This is a genomic window from Sunxiuqinia indica (assembly GCF_009847015.1).
Classification (GTDB): Bacteria; Bacteroidota; Bacteroidia; order Bacteroidales; family Prolixibacteraceae; genus Sunxiuqinia; species Sunxiuqinia indica.
In genome coordinates this window covers 91061-106200 of the sequence record NZ_WVEM01000007.1, presented here as the reverse complement: position 1 = coordinate 106200, position 15140 = coordinate 91061, and the positions used below count along the sequence as shown (strand labels likewise).

The window sequence follows — 15140 nt, the reverse complement described above, 5'->3', positions numbered from 1 at the left end:
GAACAACTCCTTTTTACTTCGTAATGAATCTAAACTCCCAAACCCTGAATTTATCTTGATTGCATGACCTTTATTAAAAGATCCTAAAGCAAAAAAGCTGACATCTATAAAAATGTCAGCTTCATCTATCCTTCAACAAGGAAATATCAGTTCAAATTCAATTCATTTAAAACACTCAAGGTCAGCTCAAACGCTGGCTTTGCCATGCCTCCATGATTAAAACCATCAAGTTCGTACAAATAAGTCTCCGGATGACCAACAACCTTCATCATCCGATACATGTAAGCGTTTTCTTCATAACGACCTAACATTTCCAGCTCACGGCCACCGGTAATTAAAAAAAGCGGCGGAGCATCATTTCGAACATGAAATAAAGGTGCATACTCATCGACAATAGGACGCGTTCCGGGAATACCTCGTTCTGAACGAATTGTAAAATGGGTAATTGTATGTCCACTAAAGGGAACTAATGCTGCGATCTGATCTGCATCAATTTCAAACCTATCCAAATACCGTTTATCCAAACCCACCATGCTTGTCAAATATCCGCCGGCGGAATGACCGGAGACCACAATTTCATCAACAGCGCCACCGTACTCTTCAATATGATTAAACACCCAGGCAACTGCGGCAGCTGCATCTTCAATATAGGCCGGACACTTAACTTTTGGACTTAAACGGTAATTGACGGCTACAACAGCTAACCCCTTATTCTTCCATTCTTCGGGAATAAACTTTTCACCTCCGGTTATTCCTCCACCATGAAACCAAACGATCGTTGTAAAATCAGTTTTGCCTTCCGGGTAGTATAAATCCAAGCGGCAACGCTCTTTCATATAATCAGAAAGCACAGTATCCTCCCTGTACTGAATAGACTCTATCAGTTTATAGGACACTTTTTCTTGTCCGCTCGCGGTGTAGAACGAAGCGACAAAAAAGAAACTAATGACTAGAAAACTAAACTTCAAATTCATAAAAAATAGATTTAGTGATTTACGAATTTGAAGATACAACTTTAAGCTGAATTTGAAATCTGTTCGGATTAGAACACTTGCATTTGGTGTAGTTTGTGATATCGGCCTTTTAACTCAATCAACTCCTGATGAGTTCCCTTTTCAACGATCTGTCCTTTATGAAGCACGCAAATAACATCGGCGTTTTTAATGGTTGACAGGCGATGGGCAATTACCAGCGAAGTTCTGTTTTTCATCAGGTTCTCCAAAGCTTCCTGTACCAGTTTTTCCGACTCTGTATCTAAGGCAGAAGTTGCTTCGTCGAGTATTAAGATTGGTGGATTTTTAAGAATGGCCCGTGCGATAGAAATCCGTTGTTTCTGGCCTCCTGACAACTTATCACCCCGATCACCAATATTGGTATGGTAGCCATTTTCGGTAGCCGAAATAAACTCGTGTGCATTTGCGATTTTCGCAGCATTAACAACATCCGCGTCGGTGACGTGATCAACTCCAAAGGCAATATTATTATAAAACGAGTCATTAAACAAAATGGGCTCTTGATTGACATTCCCCATCAAGTTACGCAAATCGTGTAATTTGATATCGCGAATATCAGTTCCGTCAATAAAAATCCCTCCTTCGGAAACATCCCAAAAACGAGGCAACAAATCAACCAATGTCGTTTTTCCGGATCCGGACTGACCAACCAACGCAATAGTCTGGCCTTTATTCACGCCGAGAGTGACCCGTTTCAGCACCTTCTCGTTGACGTATTTGAAGCTCACTTCGCGAAACTCAATCTTATCTTTAAAGTCCTTTTTTTCAACAGAATCAGGCTTATCCTTGATGGTATTCTCCTGACCTAAAATCCGATCAATCCGATTCATCGATGCCAAGCCTTTTTCGACACTATAAAGCGCTGTAGAGAATGCCTTTGCAGGATTAATTATATTATAGAAGAAAACAAGGTAGCCAATAAACGCTTCTGCCGACAAGGAACTTTCATTTTTCAACACCAAAGCTCCTCCATACCACAGAACAATAATAATAACAGTTGTTCCGAGCAGCTCGCTCATTGGATGAGCCAGAAACCTACGCCACATCAACTTGTTCATGATCTGCAAATAGGATTCATTCTCCCGGCTGAATCGATCGTAAGCTTTCTTCTCGGCATTGAAAGCTTTAATCACACGTAAGCCGGAGATGTCTTCTTCTGTGATCGACAAAATATCACCCATTTTATCTTGCCCCCTCATACTTCTCTTCTTCAGGCTTTTACCAACGCGACCAATAACAAAACCGGCAATCGGCAGCAGCACAAATACAAAAAGCGTGAGCGACCAACTCATGTAGATCATCGCCAAAAGAGAAATAAGAATGATAAACGGGTTTTTGAAAAGCATTTCCAGAGAATTCATCACCGAATTCTCAACTTCCTGCACATCACCCGTCATTCGTGCAATGATATCTCCCTTGCGCTCGTCAGAGAAGAAGCCCAATGGCAACTCCAGGATTTTCTGATACATCTGTGCCCGAATATCGCGCACCACTCCGTTACGCAGATAAACCATAACGAAGCTGGCAGCATAAGTAAATCCTACTTTCAGAAAAACCATTAAAACAATAAACAGCCCGATATAAATTAATGCACGTTCGCTACCTGATGAGATAACAACCTGGCTGATGAAGTAACTAAACAACTCGGTCATCTTTTCGATACTGAATGACTCAACAACAGGCCTTTGAGTTACCAATTCCTGAGTATTAAACAGAATTCCGAGCGCAGGAATAAGCAGTGCAAAGGAAAAAGCCCCGAACAAGGCGCCAAGAAAATTAAAAAGAATATTCAGAATCACCTTCCCTTTGTAAGGTGGAGTAAACCGTTTGAGTAACCCGTAAAGGTCTTTCATACTTTGATGACTATTTTTGGTTGCCGGTTATCCTAAAAAATACCGGTGTAACTATGTGGCGTAATTGTCTTTAATTGAGTCTTTAACTCATCACTAATCTCCAACGTGTCGATGAACTCATGTATTACTTCCTGACTCATTTTTTTGTTGGTACGGGTCAAATTTCTCAATGCTTCGTATGGATTTGGATAAGCTTCACGGCGTAAAATGGTTTGAATGGCCTCGGCAACCACGGCCCAGTTTTTCTCCAAATCAGCATCAATCGCATCTTTATTCAGCAACAATTTACCCAAGCCTTTCATGGTTGAACTGATTGAAATTAACGAGTGCCCCAAAGGCATTCCAATTGTCCTTAAAACCGTTGAATCTGTTAAGTCGCGCTGCAAACGCGAAACCGGTAATTTAACCGACAAATGCTCGAGCAGTGCGTTGGCAATTCCCAGATTACCTTCCGAGTTTTCAAAATCAATCGGATTAACTTTATGCGGCATTGCCGATGAACCAACTTCACCTTTCTTAATTTTTTGCTTGAAATAATCCATCGAAATGTAGGTCCACATATCACGATCCAAATCCAGAATTATAGTATTGATCCGTTTCAACGCATCAAAAATAGCAGCATGATTATCGTAATTTGCTATTTGCGTGGTGTATTGCGCACGTTCCAATCCCAGGTAATTTTTCAGGAAGTGGTTTCCAAAAGCTTTCCAGCTGATTTCTGGATATGCAATATGATGCGCATTGAAGTTTCCGGTAGCACCACCAAATTTGGCATCGCAGCTAATCGATTTCAACTGCTCCAACTGAACCTTTAAGCGCTCAGAAAAAACACGAATTTCTTTCCCCAGGTTTGTAGGAGAAGCAGGTTGACCATGCGTTTTTGCCAGCATGGAAACATCTTTCCATTCCGTCGCCAGTTCATCCAATGTTGTTACCAAATCATTGATACTCGGATAGTATTCCTGATCCAATGCATCTTGGATCGATTTTGGAACCGCTGTATTATTAATGTCTTGAGAGGTCAGTCCAAAATGAATAAATTCTTTGTACGCTTGAATTCCCAACTTATCAAATTCTTCTTTTAAGAAATATTCAACTGCCTTTACATCATGGTTGGTCACCTTTTCAATATCCTTCACCCGTTGTGCATCTTCCACTGAAAAGTCAGCCACCACTTGACGAAGCTTTTCAAATAAGCTGTTATCAAATTCAGTCAACTGAGGCAATGGCAACTCACACAAGGCAATAAAATATTCAACCTCCACCTGAACCCGGTATTTGATCAGGGCGTATTCTGAAAAATAATTTTGCAGATTTTCAACTTTTGATCGATAGCGACCATCAATGGGCGTAATAGCAGTCAATAAATTCAGTTCCATGATTTTAATTTTTCGAGCCACAAAGGTAGCAAATATTTTTACTGACAATTATCCGGAAACCGATGGATTTAGTTTCGTAACATTTTAAGAATGATTCAAAATTGATTACTTTTAAATCAGTCGTTAAAACATTCTTTAAATTAATTATGACAGTACGAATCTTCCCATTCATTGCGGCTCTCGCTTTTCTATTTATAAATTGTCAATCCCCTAAAAGTATGATCGATAAAACAACCGTGCAGCATCTCGACATTGAACGTTACATGGGCACCTGGTATGAAATAGCACGTCTGCCCAATCGATTTGAAAAAGATTTAATCGGCGTAACAGCAACCTATAAACTCCGGGATGATGGCAAATTAGAAGTCATTAATGCTGGATATAAAAACACGTTTGACGGCAAGTTTAAAGAAGCAACAGGAAAAGCTAAAATTCCGAATCCGGAAGAGCCCGGGAAGCTAAAGGTTAGTTTCTTTCTCTTCTTCTATTCTGAATACAATATTTTGGAATTAGATGACGACTACCAATACGCACTGGTGGGAAGTTCAACGCCCAAGTATTTATGGATATTAAGTAGAACTCCTCAACTAGAAGAAAAAACATATGACATGCTTGTTCAACAAGCACAAGCCCGAGGATATGACACGTCAGAGTTAATCAAGGTTAAGCAGAAAAAAGAATAAGGCACTATAAATTTAGATAGTGAAGTAACCAGTAAAAGCTTAACTTTGGAAAGTACAACACAAAAACCATTAAAATGAAATCAGGATTTAAACTGGCTGCCATCCTATTATTCGCCGTCATTTTTACAACTTTTGCCCAAAAATCAGAACCAGGCAGCCCCAAACAACTTGTTTACAAGTTCAACATCAAAGAAAATATAGCTCCCGCCATTTGGCGTCAAACCAAACAAGCTTTTCAAGAAGCAGATAGTTTGAAAGCCGATTTAATTCTGATTCATATGAATACCTATGGTGGAACGGTACTGGACGCTGACTCGATTCGGACAAAAATTTTGAATAGCAGACTTCCGGTTTATATATTTATCGACAACAATGCAGCGAGCGCCGGCGCTTTAATTTCAATTGCCTGTGATAGCATTTACATGCGCCCCGGCGGATCGATTGGTGCTGCAACGGTGGTGAACCAAACCGGGGAGCAAATGCCCGACAAATATCAATCTTACATGCGCTCCACCATGCGCGCAACAGCCGAATCACATGGCGGAGATACCATCATCAGTGGGCAAGACACCACCTTCCGTTGGTTTCGCGATCCTAAAATTGCCGAAGCCATGGTTGACGAACGGGTGTACATTTCCGGAATTATCGACACGGGTAAAGTGCTCACCTTCACACCTTCCGAAGCAATGGAACATGGTTTTTGTGAAGGCATTGCCGAGAACGTCCCCGAAGTGTTGGAACAAATAGGAATAACAGAATACGAACTAATTGAATACAAACCAAGTGCATTGGAAAAATTCATCGGTATTCTGGTTAACCCAATGGTTTCGGGTTTACTCATTATGATTATTTTAGGCGGCATATATTTTGAAATGCAAACTCCGGGTATCGGATTTCCGCTAATAATTGCTGTAGCAGCCGCTTTTGCCTACTTTGCTCCACTATATCTTGAAGGGCTTGCAGCCAACTGGGAAATATTGATTTTTGTCGTCGGACTCATTTTAATCGCTCTGGAGATTTTTGTGATTCCCGGCTTTGGAGTGGCCGGACTGCTTGGCATCACACTCAGCTTTACCGGACTAGTTTTAAGCTTGGTCGACAATATTAATTTCGACTTTGAAGCCGTACAACCTGATAAAATACTAACCGCTTTAACAACCGTCATTGTTGCACTTTTCGGAGGATTTCTACTCAGTCTCGTTATCAGCAAAAAGATTTTCACTGCCAACTCTGGTGCTTTCAAAAACCTTTCTCTAAATACCATTCAGGATAAGAATGAAGGGTATGTGGGTGTGGACAATCAGAAAACACTCACAGGCAAAGAGGGTGTGGCTTTTACCGTACTTCGCCCTTCAGGAAAAGTGAAAATTGACAATAAAATTTATGATGCTGTTTCTATTCAGGGGGTGATTGACCGCGAAGAGAAAATCGTAGTTATACGGGACGAAGCGGCCCAGTTATATGTTGAAAAAACTGAGGACAACTAGCAACTGCTTATCAATTCGATTTACAAATTATCCGCTCGAGGTAAGCGTGCAAACAAACCCCAGTGTCAACAGTATAGATTAACAAATATGTAGATATTTAAATTTTTTATACTGTTATTTCATTTAATGCTGAAAGAGTTCTAATTTTGTTTTTCGAAAGAGGAAGGAAAATGATGAAAGAATTTTTAGTTAATTATTTTGCCGAATTAATTTATTTGTTGAATGAAATGGCTCCTTGGTTGATCCTGGGGTTGGTTTTTGCCGGATTGTTAAAGGTCTTTTTTCCTGACGAGAAAGTACAAAAATACATGGGGAAGCCAACAACTAAATCAGCATTAAATGCTTCGTTGATAGGCATTCCAATGCCATTATGCTCATGCGGAGTCATTCCAACAGGTATTTCATTTTTCAGAAATGGAGCATCAAAAGGAGCCACTAACTCCTTTTTAATATCAACACCGCAAACAGGGGTCGATTCAATCTTTGCCACCTACTCCATGCTCGGCTGGCCGTTTGCCATTCTCCGACCTATTGTTGCTTTTGTAACCGGAATAGTTGGAGGAATTTTAACGAATTGGTTGGTTAAAGAAAAACCAACACCCAAAGAGACCCCGAAAGCTGCATTTGCCGGAGGGTTCACAATGGACACATCATCCACAAGTCAACCGAAAGCAAGTATTCTATCTTCAACGAATTCGAAAAGTGAATCCGCCAAAACATGCGATGATGATTCTTGCGGATGCGACGACAAACCAAAACCCAAAGGCAATGCAGTGATTCGTGCAAGCCATTACGCTTTTATTGAATTATTACAAGACATTGCCAAATGGTTAATCATTGGATTTTTGGCAGCAGCGTTAATTTCAGTGATTTTGCCTGATGATTTCTTCAGCTCATTTCAAGGATGGGGAATTTTGGAAATACTGATTATTCTGGCTGCATCGGTTCCAATATACATTTGTGCAACCGGTTCAATCCCCATTGCTGCGGTTCTTCTAATGAAAGGCGTTTCGCCGGGAGCAGCTTTAGTTTTCCTGATGGCGGGTCCGGCAACCAACGTGGCCACAATGACTGTGATCGGAAATACCATGGGAAGGAAATCTCTAATCATATATCTGGGAACAATCATTGGCGGAGCAATTTTGTTTGGGCAGCTAACGAATTGGTTACTGCCAACTGATCTTTTCATGAATCAGATTGTACACATTCATGGCGATGGAGAGCATGAAATGCTACCCAAATGGCTTCAAATTTCCTCATCGATATTGCTAATAAGCTCACTCATATTTGGTTACTTTTACGAACGCTTTGAAAAATCGAAAACAACAGACAAAATGAATTTAAAAACTATGAAAGTTGAAGGAATGACCTGCTCTCATTGTGAGGCCAGCGTCACTAAAAACTTATCGAAACTAAGCGGCATAGACGAAGTATTTGCCGATAAAAACACGTCGACAGTAAAGGTAAAAGGCAACAATATTGATCTCAAAGAAATTGAGAAGACGATTAATGAGATTGGCTATCAATTTAAAGGTGAAGTGTAAATATGTCACTCTTACAGACAGGACTAATTGTTTTTAGCGCACTCCCGATGGTAGCAACAGCTCTGCTGGCTTACCAACTGTTGCGAAATGGACAAGGAGCAATCGGGAAACCGTCTATTACAGCCTGGCTTTTTTACTTTACGAAATTTACGATCGCATTCCTGTTACTTAGTTTATTCCTGGCTAGTTTAAAAGAGAATTTTTTCCATTACTTTCCATGGCTTATTCAAAATGAAATTCCCGAAGTTCAGAGACTACTTGGCTTGGTATTTGTTTTCGCCGGAAACTTATTGTTGATTCCGGCCTACTATTCACTCAGTATTTTTACCCGAATGGGGCTACCAACAAAGGAACACGCTCTGCAAACAAAAGGAGTATACAAAATAAGCCGCAATCCCATGTATACCAGTTTTTTCTTTTATTACGCCGCTTGTTTTCTAATTATGCCAAGTCTGTTAATTGCTTTTTTGATTGCGCTCAATCTACTTACCCATCATTTCATTATTTTAAATGAAGAAAAATACCTCGCAAATTCGTTCCCAAAAGATTACACGTCCTATAAAGAAAATACAGCTCGATATTTGTAGCAATTTCTCTCGTCAATCCCAACCCACCATCTAGTTATAAAAAATAAATAAGCATAATTTATAACTCGATGACTAATGACATCCTATACTCAAATAAATTTCATTATAAAATAACAAACCAACTGACAGCAGCTAAAAAATAGCTAGAAATATTATTTTAAACAAAACCACTCCTTAGGCAAATCCGGCATATCTATTCAGCTTTCTATTTTTTTGTACTATTCTCAATCTTCTAAACAACAATTAGACACTAATCTGTTTGTTCTTTAATCATTTTACTGTAAATGAGATTGAAATTAATCAACAGTCGGATATTTAATCAAAGACACAAAAACACCTCGTTAATAGCAAAATGTGCCGTTCGTGCGAAAAAAAGGGTGTTTCACACAGCAAAATGCACCATTCATGAAATAAAACATTCAGTTAAAATTAAAGTAAATAGGAATACCTATTTTTACACCGAACTATAAAACAAGACAGCGTGACCATATCTCTTTTTTTAAATATTATTACGAGTTTTATATTAACCTATGTCGTGATTCCTCCAATTGTCAAGGTTTCAAACGTAAAAAACTTAACGGATGTACCCGACCACCGAAAGTTGAACAAGGCAGTTGTTCCAACATTAGGCGGAATTGCAATTTTCATAGGTCTGAACCTCAGCTCCCTGCTGTTTATGCCTACCGAAACTGCGGTTGAGCTACGTTTCTTATTCGCAGCAATTATATTGATGTTTTTTATTGGGTTGAAAGATGATATTTTAATTATTTCGGCTAAGAAAAAATTTGCTGTTCAAATTATCGCAGCAGGCATTTTAGTTGTACTGGGTAAATATCAAATTACAGAACTCTATGGATTATTTGGCATTCACCATCTTATTCCTGCGATAAGCATTCCTCTTTCAATCCTTATTTTCTTATTTCTAATCAATGCCATTAACCTTATTGATGGAATTGACGGTTTAGCATCGGGAATAACACTACTGGTTAGCTCTTGCCTGGGAGCCTGGTTTTACATGACTGGGAATATTGCATATGGAGTAATATGCACGGCACTTGCAGGAAGCCTTTTAGCCTTTCTTAGATTTAATCTTTGGGGTGGCAAAAACAAAATTTTCATGGGTGATACCGGATCACTCATTCTGGGAGTTGTCGTATCGGCTATGATTATTAAATTTATTCATCTAAATTCGATATCAACCTCTGAATTTCGTATTGAGCAAGCCCCGCTACTAGCATTATCATTACTTATTATTCCAATCACTGACACACTGAGGGTTTTCACAATTAGGATTTACAATAAAAAGTCACCCTTTTCGCCTGACATGAACCACCTCCATCACTTGTTAATAAAATCAAGATTGACTCATATACAAGCAAGTAGTTTTCTTGTTGCGTATACAGTATTTTTTATCATGCTTGCATCAACATTAAGCTTATATTTTAATATAACAGTCAGTTTTATTCTGGTAATTATTGCCAGCTATGGTACAGTTGGATTAATGCACTTGAAGATGAAAAAAATACACGCATTTGAAAAAGGAGAAATAAACTCCAACCAAATCAAGATCATCAATTTATTTCCAGCTAAAGAAAAGCCAGTCTACAGCTTGGTTAATGGACATAAAAAACGCATATAAATAATACGATCAATTAAAAGATACCACATAAAAAAGCCGTTGTTGAAATTATTCAACAACGGCTTTTTTATTGACAATTTCGCCACAATCTAACTGACTAGATTGACAGTTTCCAGCTTCTCCTGTCCGGCATCAATCGCTTGAAGATTTAGAGGAATCAATTTATGATGACGTTCAGGTAACGACTTTTCCAATCCTTTTTTGATGCTTTCCATTTTTACAACTGGCTTCGCTTTTAGATAAGCGCCCAGAACGACCATATTGAATGTTTTAACATTTCCCAGATCAGCAGCGATCTTCGTACCTTCAATCTTATACACATTAATATCTGTGCGTGTTGGAGGATGAACAATACCATTCGGATCGTAAAGCAACACGCCACCGGCTTTTACTGTTTTTTCAAATTTATCCATGGATTGTTGATTTAGGATAATGGCTGTATCAAACTCATGCAGAATAGGAGAACTGATCCTGTTGTCGCTCATTATAACAGTCACATTAGCTGTTCCGCCGCGCATCTCCGGTCCGTATGACGGAAACCAAGTTACTTCCTGATCTTGCATTACTCCTGAATAGGCGAGAATTTTTCCCATTGACAAGACTCCTTGTCCACCAAAACCTGCAATTATAATTTCTTCAGTCATGATTTCAGTTTTTTTTAATTCTTTTTCAGATGAGCTTCCTTCGAATCCCGTTCAGCATCTTTCATGTCACCTACCGGATAGTATGGAAACATATTTTCTTCCATCCAAACATTTGCATCTACCGGATTTATGCGCCAACCGGAATTACAAGTTGAAACCACTTCGACAAACGAAGTACCTTTCTTATCCAGCGCATTTTGGAAAGCCTTTTTAATTGCCTTTTTGCACTTGCGAACCGAAGCAGGCGTATGAGCCGACTGGCGAGTGACGTAAGAAGTTCCGGGTAATTGCGCAATTAGCTCTGTAATTTTCAATGGATAACCATTACGCTCGGCATCTCGCCCACATGGAGTAGTCGCCGTCACCTGCCCCAGCAAAGTTGTCGGAGCCATTTGCCCTCCCGTCATTCCATAAATGGCGTTATTAATAAAAATAACAACAATATCTTCTCCTCGATTGCAGGCATGCATAATTTCAGCTGCCCCTATTGAAGCTAAATCGCCATCTCCTTGATAAGTAAAAACAACTTTATCGGGGTTCACGCGCGAAATTCCAGTGGCCACTGCAGGTGCACGACCATGCGCAGCTTCCTGCCAATCGATATCGATATAATTATAGGCAAAAACGGAACAACCAACGGGTGAAACACCAATTGTTCTTTCCTGAATATTTAGATCTTCGATGACTTCAGCCACTATCCGATGAACGACTCCGTGCGTACAGCCCGGACAATAATGCATGGTATTCTCGGTCAGCAACTTTGGCTTTTCGTAAACCAGGTTTTCCGGCTTGATAATATCTTTTACTTCCATCGTTATGCTTCTATTAGTTTTTGTTCGATAGCTTCCACTACTTCACCCGGAGTTGGAATAATTCCTCCCATCCGTCCAAAATAGGTCACAGTTGCCAGGCTTTTCGCACAACCAACAGCAAGTTGAACATCTTCAACCATTTGCCCGGCATTCATTTCAACAGCCATAAAGCCTTTAACTTTCTTAGCTAGCTCGGCAATCGGCTTTTTAGGGAACGGGAAAAGCGTAATCGGTCGAAGCAAGCCAACTTTTAACCCTTTTGCTCTGGCCAGCTCAACTGATTTCTGACAGATCCGGGCAGAAGATCCAAAAGCAACAAGGACATAGTCAGCATCCTCGCATTGGAAAGTCTCGTATCGAACTTCCTCGGCCTCCATCTGAATATATTTTTCCTGAAGGCGCCTATTACTTTCTTCCATTTTAGAGGATTCCAAATACAAGGAAGTAATTACATTGTAATCCCGATCTGACGTTTTTCCGGTAGTTGCCCAACTTCCTGTTTTAGATTCCACTTCGCCAGCAGTCATCCGTGGTTTATAATCCCCAAGCTCCACCTTCTCCATCATTTGACCAATGGCACCATCAGTCAAAATCATTGCCGGGTTGCGATACTTAAAAGCTAACTCAAATCCCAGGTCAACAAAATCATTCATTTCCTGTACCGAAGCAGGAGCCAAAACGATAAGTTTATAGTCTCCATGGCCTCCACCTTTTGTTGATTGAAAATAATCAGCCTGCGATGGTTGTATTGTTCCCAAGCCTGGTCCTCCACGCTGCACATTGACAATCAAACAAGGAAGTTCAGCGCCCGCAATATATGATATACCTTCGGCCATCAAGCTTATCCCCGGGCTCGAAGAAGAAGTCATCACCTTTTTACCGGTACCTGCAGCGCCATAGACCATATTTATTGAAGCAACTTCACTTTCAGCCTGCAGAACAACCATGCCGGTTTCGTCCCAAGGCTCGCGAGCCATTAAAGTTTCCATCACCTCAGATTGTGGGGTGATCGGGTATCCAAAATAACCATCGCAACCACAGCGAATGGCAGCTTCGGCGATTACTTCGTTCCCTTTCATTAATCTTAATTCTCCCATCTATTGAATCTTTTTTGGTATTTACTGAAATTAAACTCTAACCCGGTAAACGGTAATACAGGTATCCGGGCAAACTATTGCACAATTCGAACATCCGATGCATGCTTCGGGATTTTCCATAAAGGAAAAATGGTAGCCCCGGCTATTTACTTGCTTATTTTGACCTAAAACCTGCTGAGGACAAGCAACAACACAAAGGCCACATCCTTTGCATTCTTCCGTATCAACAACAACTGCACCCACTACTTTTGCCATGGTTCTATTCTTTTAAATATAATTTCTTCGTATAAAACGATCCAGCTTTAAGGCATACGCAAACTACAGCCGGACGTACAAATCTAAAACATCAGCACATTTCAATCCGCAACAAAAGTTGCATATTCAGAGATTATTATATGTTTTTCAGGTAGCCGCAATATCGTTCAAATCTTGTTCAATATTCGGGTAAATATATTTCGATGAATTCCGAGATAAGATGCAATATGTTGACGCTGCACCCGCGACACCAAATCGCCATGTTCCTTCACAAATCTTTTTACTCGCTGCGATGCTGTAAGCGATTGCAGCATGTGCACCCGCTTTAAGGCGTTAATATAACTTTCTTCAGCCATTCTTAAAACCAATGCTTGCAAATCATTATTACTTTCAAGCATCTTATCAAATTCGTTCTTAGTTATATAGATGATCTCTGAATCTTCGTATGCACAGATCGCTTCGCTGGACTTCTCGCCCGACAAAAAAGAATCGTGGCTACTGACAATAGCATTGTCAGGCGCGTAGAAGAAACGACTAATCCATTCCTGCCCATTCTCGGCCACATAAGTTGCATACATGAGGCCATTAAGTAATAGGCCAAGCTTTTGGTTGGGCTCATCGTAGGCCAGAAAGGTTTCTCCCTTTTTCAATAAAACCGGCACCTCGTCAGAAAAATATGACTTCAACTGAGTTAAGGTCATATTACCAGGCGATGTTATTGAATAGGCACTCATGTCACAATTTCTATCAGTTAATTAACAGGAAAATCTTTAGCAAATCGTTCCAATCGTTTGTCCAAATCCTCAAATTGATCACGATGCACATGAGACACACAGGCTCGAAGTCCTTCCTTTTCGCTACCGGTATTTTTCAGGGTAATGGCACTAACACCATAATATAAAAGTTTGGCCAATAGCTCTTCTCCTGTCATATCAGGATACCCAATGGTAAAGTAAAAGCCGTCTCCAACCAATTCATCACCATCTTTCTCGTAAACAATATAAAAGCCGTGTTTTAAAAACAACTGTTTCATTATTTTGGCTTTCGCTCCGTACTCTGAAACCTCGTCCACGAAATTAAACTGCCCATCAGAAGCAGCTTTAAACATAGCTGCCAATGCATATTGTGCCGAGTGTGCCGTGCCTGACGACATCGCATAAAGCACTCTAAGGGTAATGGTATTCCCGAATGTGTTGCTTTGAAAGCGAACTTTCAAATTATCGTAATCACGGTTAAACAGCGCATCCGAAATGATCATTACACCGCAACGTTGTCCGGCATAAGAGAAAATTTTTGAGCTTGAAACAAACAGAATATAATTGTCGGTGTATCGGGCAACCGTTGGTTGATAGGGTGGTTTCCCGGGCGTAAATAAATCTTTGCGGAAATCCATGGCAAAATAGGCCAGATCTTCCATGATGATGACATCATATTTCTGAGATAACTCGCCAATAATTTGCAGTTCTTCCTCCGTAAAACAAATCCAGCTGGGATTGTTGGGGTTTGAATAAATAATGGAATTTATATTTCCTTTGGATAAGAACTCTTCCAGTTTTCCACGAAGCTTTTCGCCGCGATAATTAAAAACATCAAAGGTTTCGTATTTGTGACCCATAACCAGCATTTGCTGCTTTTGAACGGGAAATCCCGGGTCAATAAAAAGTGCCGTATCTTTTATGGGATCTACATTGCCGGCCACAAGAAGTGCGGAGTAGGTTCCCTGCATGGATCCAACTGTGGGAATGCAACCGGCCAGGCTAACATCAACATTCATAAATGATTTAATGAAACGAGAGGCTTCCTGCTTGAGTGGCTTTATCCCATCCATCATCGGATATTTAGAAGCTACTCCATTTTTAAGTGCTTCAATTTCAGCCTGAGTCCCCACCTCGGCAGGAGGTAAACCCGGAACCCCCATCTCCATCCGAATAAAACGCTCGCTACCAGCTTCTTCTATTAAATTAACGAGCGCTACAACCTCTCTAATGGAAGCCTGACCAACATTGTCAATTCTTAGTTTAGCAATATTTTGGTCTACGAGATGTTGATCAATGGGTGTCTTTTTCATGATTTAAGTTCTCCATCCCGGCCTTAGTTATTTGACTTTCTTGCTAATAAATAGCTTTAAAAAAGAAATTTCAACTGGT

14 protein-coding genes are annotated in these 15140 nt (G+C 40.1%); 5 read left to right on the top strand and 9 right to left on the bottom strand.

All coding sequences use genetic code 11. From position 1 onward, the window contains the following. Positions 1 to 146 precede the first annotated feature (146 nt). The 3 genes from GR929_RS11965 to purB form a co-directional block, all read right to left on the bottom strand. The gene (locus tag GR929_RS11965) at positions 147 to 974 is read right to left on the bottom strand and encodes an alpha/beta hydrolase (protein ID WP_159520104.1); all 828 of its coding nucleotides are present in this window, start codon (positions 972 to 974) and stop codon (positions 147 to 149) included. 68 nt (positions 975 to 1042) lie between these two features. Then, complete coding sequence (locus GR929_RS11960; protein ID WP_159520102.1) at positions 1043 to 2866, bottom strand: ABC transporter ATP-binding protein; 1824 nt, start codon at positions 2864 to 2866, stop codon at positions 1043 to 1045. Between the two features lie 32 nt (positions 2867 to 2898). Further along, positions 2899 to 4245, bottom strand: a complete 1347-nt coding sequence (gene purB / locus GR929_RS11955) for an adenylosuccinate lyase (protein WP_159520100.1) — start codon at positions 4243 to 4245, stop codon at positions 2899 to 2901. 218 nt (positions 4246 to 4463) lie between these two features. On the opposite strand from purB, the gene GR929_RS11950 reads away from it, so the two are divergent. The 5 genes from GR929_RS11950 to GR929_RS11930 all read left to right on the top strand — a co-directional run bounded on the left by GR929_RS11950 (position 4464) and on the right by GR929_RS11930 (position 10185). Further along, the gene (locus tag GR929_RS11950) at positions 4464 to 4928 is read left to right on the top strand and encodes a lipocalin family protein (RefSeq protein WP_201300988.1); all 465 of its coding nucleotides are present in this window, start codon (positions 4464 to 4466) and stop codon (positions 4926 to 4928) included. A 74-nt stretch (positions 4929 to 5002) separates the two neighbouring features. Continuing rightward, positions 5003 to 6415, top strand: coding sequence for an NfeD family protein (locus GR929_RS11945; protein WP_159520097.1), 1413 nt, complete (start codon positions 5003 to 5005; stop codon positions 6413 to 6415). A gap of 170 nt (positions 6416 to 6585) precedes the next feature. Then, positions 6586 to 7959 (top strand): SO_0444 family Cu/Zn efflux transporter, encoded by a 1374-nt coding sequence (locus tag GR929_RS11940; RefSeq protein WP_159520095.1) that lies wholly within the window; start codon positions 6586 to 6588, stop codon positions 7957 to 7959. 2 nt (positions 7960 to 7961) lie between these two features. Continuing rightward, on the top strand, positions 7962 to 8546 hold the full coding sequence (locus GR929_RS11935; RefSeq protein WP_159520094.1) for a methyltransferase family protein: 585 nt from the start codon (positions 7962 to 7964) through the stop codon (positions 8544 to 8546). 481 nt (positions 8547 to 9027) lie between these two features. After that, positions 9028 to 10185 carry a glycosyltransferase family 4 protein gene (locus GR929_RS11930; protein ID WP_159520092.1) on the top strand — a complete coding sequence of 386 codons (1158 nt, stop codon included), beginning with the start codon at positions 9028 to 9030 and terminating at the stop codon, positions 10183 to 10185. Positions 10186 to 10274: 89 nt separating this feature from the next. On the opposite strand, the gene GR929_RS11925 is transcribed toward GR929_RS11930, so the two are convergent. The 6 genes from GR929_RS11925 to GR929_RS11900 form a co-directional block, all read right to left on the bottom strand. Further along, a complete protein-coding gene (locus GR929_RS11925; RefSeq protein WP_159520090.1) occupies positions 10275 to 10829 on the bottom strand; it encodes a 2-oxoacid:acceptor oxidoreductase family protein in 555 nt (184 codons plus the stop codon). Between the two features lie 14 nt (positions 10830 to 10843). Beyond that, entirely contained in the window at positions 10844 to 11641 is a 798-nt protein-coding gene (locus GR929_RS11920; protein ID WP_159520088.1) for a thiamine pyrophosphate-dependent enzyme, read from the bottom strand. A 2-nt stretch (positions 11642 to 11643) separates the two neighbouring features. Further along, complete coding sequence (locus GR929_RS11915; protein WP_159520087.1) at positions 11644 to 12738, bottom strand: 3-methyl-2-oxobutanoate dehydrogenase subunit VorB; 1095 nt, start codon at positions 12736 to 12738, stop codon at positions 11644 to 11646. A 30-nt stretch (positions 12739 to 12768) separates the two neighbouring features. Beyond that, complete coding sequence (locus GR929_RS11910) at positions 12769 to 12993, bottom strand: 4Fe-4S binding protein (protein WP_159520085.1); 225 nt, start codon at positions 12991 to 12993, stop codon at positions 12769 to 12771. Between the two features lie 167 nt (positions 12994 to 13160). Continuing rightward, the gene (locus GR929_RS11905; RefSeq protein ID WP_159520083.1) at positions 13161 to 13727 is read right to left on the bottom strand and encodes a Crp/Fnr family transcriptional regulator; all 567 of its coding nucleotides are present in this window, start codon (positions 13725 to 13727) and stop codon (positions 13161 to 13163) included. Positions 13728 to 13744: 17 nt separating this feature from the next. Beyond that, complete coding sequence (locus GR929_RS11900; protein ID WP_159520081.1) at positions 13745 to 15061, bottom strand: aminotransferase class I/II-fold pyridoxal phosphate-dependent enzyme; 1317 nt, start codon at positions 15059 to 15061, stop codon at positions 13745 to 13747. Positions 15062 to 15140: the final 79 nt, after the last annotated feature.

Bases quoted from the DNA above. Each gene is read 5' to 3' on its own strand.
- GR929_RS11940 (WP_159520095.1), top strand. From the start codon at position 6,586: ATGATGAAAGAATTTTTAGTTAATTATTTTGCCGAATTAATTTATTTG.
- GR929_RS11935 (WP_159520094.1), top strand. From the start codon at position 7,962: ATGTCACTCTTACAGACAGGACTAATTGTTTTTAGCGCACTCCCGATG.
- purB (WP_159520100.1), bottom strand. From the start codon at position 4,245: ATGGAACTGAATTTATTGACTGCTATTACGCCCATTGATGGTCGCTAT.
- GR929_RS11915 (WP_159520087.1), bottom strand. From the start codon at position 12,738: ATGGGAGAATTAAGATTAATGAAAGGGAACGAAGTAATCGCCGAAGCT.
- GR929_RS11925 (WP_159520090.1), bottom strand. From the start codon at position 10,829: ATGACTGAAGAAATTATAATTGCAGGTTTTGGTGGACAAGGAGTCTTG.
- GR929_RS11965 (WP_159520104.1), bottom strand. From the start codon at position 974: ATGAATTTGAAGTTTAGTTTTCTAGTCATTAGTTTCTTTTTTGTCGCT.
- GR929_RS11900 (WP_159520081.1), bottom strand. From the start codon at position 15,061: ATGAAAAAGACACCCATTGATCAACATCTCGTAGACCAAAATATTGCT.
- GR929_RS11960 (WP_159520102.1), bottom strand. From the start codon at position 2,866: ATGAAAGACCTTTACGGGTTACTCAAACGGTTTACTCCACCTTACAAA.
- GR929_RS11950 (WP_201300988.1), top strand. From the start codon at position 4,464: ATGATCGATAAAACAACCGTGCAGCATCTCGACATTGAACGTTACATG.
- GR929_RS11945 (WP_159520097.1), top strand. From the start codon at position 5,003: ATGAAATCAGGATTTAAACTGGCTGCCATCCTATTATTCGCCGTCATT.
- GR929_RS11910 (WP_159520085.1), bottom strand. From the start codon at position 12,993: ATGGCAAAAGTAGTGGGTGCAGTTGTTGTTGATACGGAAGAATGCAAA.
- GR929_RS11905 (WP_159520083.1), bottom strand. From the start codon at position 13,727: ATGAGTGCCTATTCAATAACATCGCCTGGTAATATGACCTTAACTCAG.
- GR929_RS11920 (WP_159520088.1), bottom strand. From the start codon at position 11,641: ATGGAAGTAAAAGATATTATCAAGCCGGAAAACCTGGTTTACGAAAAG.